This is a genomic window from Veillonella sp. CHU732 (assembly GCF_003992085.1).
GTDB lineage: Bacteria > Bacillota > Negativicutes > Veillonellales > Veillonellaceae > F0422.
This window is the reverse complement of sequence record NZ_RQVC01000035.1, coordinates 1-1,052: the sequence shown is the minus strand read 5'-3', so window position 1 is coordinate 1,052 and position 1,052 is coordinate 1. Positions and strand designations below refer to the sequence as shown.

Sequence of the window (1,052 nt, the reverse complement as noted above, 5' to 3'; positions counted from 1 at the left end):
AACATTGCAGATGGTGAAATCAAAGCTGGTTCTACCGATGCGATCAATGGTGGCCAATTACATAGTAAATTAGCTGAAAAAGCTGATAAATCAGATATTACAACTATCAACAATACATTAGCGGATAAAGCTAATGCGTCTGACTTGAATGCGTTGGCAGAAAAACCACTTACTTTCAGCGGGGATACTGGAACTGATGCAACTCGTAAATTAGGTACTACATTAGCTGTGAAAGGTGCGGCAAACTTCACACCAGCAGCAACTGCAACACCAGGTGTGAACATCCAAGTGGCATCCGATCCTACGAATGGTTTAACTGTAAGCTTAGCAGATACGTTAACTAACATGAAAGGTATCTCTGGTAATGGTAACGATCCATTGGTGATCAAAAATGGCGACCAATCTATTACGATTACACCAACAACAGCGGCGGAAACAGGTCCTGATGGTGTAGTAACGAAACCAGCACAAGTTGGAAAAGTAGATTTTGGCAATTCTAAAATCACAAGCAGCGCCACACCTACAGATGCGAATGACCTTGTTAATAAAGGCTATTTAGAAAAAGCAATTGAAAATGTAAATAATGTTGCTACTGGCAATGCTAGCTTGGGTTACAAAGCTAACACAGAAGATGCTAAGTCGGTTAATGTTAATACTGGTTTACACTTTGTTCAAGGTGATGGTACAACTGCAACAGCTGAAGCAGCTAAAGCAGGTTTACATATCGAAACAGGAGATAATGGCAAAGTAGTCATTGGCTTGACTAACGATGCGAAAGCAAAATTAGACAAAGTAAATGATATTGCTAAAGCAGTAGGTGCTAATGGCGTTGATGGTCGTGATGGCAAACCTGGTACAGGTGCTGACGCTGGCATGGGCAAAGATGGTCTAACAGCAGAAGATGGCTTGAACGGTAAAGACCTAACATCTAAAGTGAATGCGTTACGAAACGGCGAAGCTGGTAGCGTGGTGTACACGGATGAAAATGGTAACCGTGTTGTGAAAGCTGATGATGGCAAATGGTACAATGCGAAAGCTGTAGATGAAAAAGG

At 41.7% G+C, this 1,052-nt stretch carries 1 protein-coding gene; it reads left to right on the top strand.

What is annotated here, in order from left to right:
* Positions 1-1,052, top strand: a 1,052-nt coding sequence (locus tag EO121_RS08565) for a hypothetical protein (RefSeq protein ID WP_206168556.1), incomplete at both ends; no start/stop codon positions are given.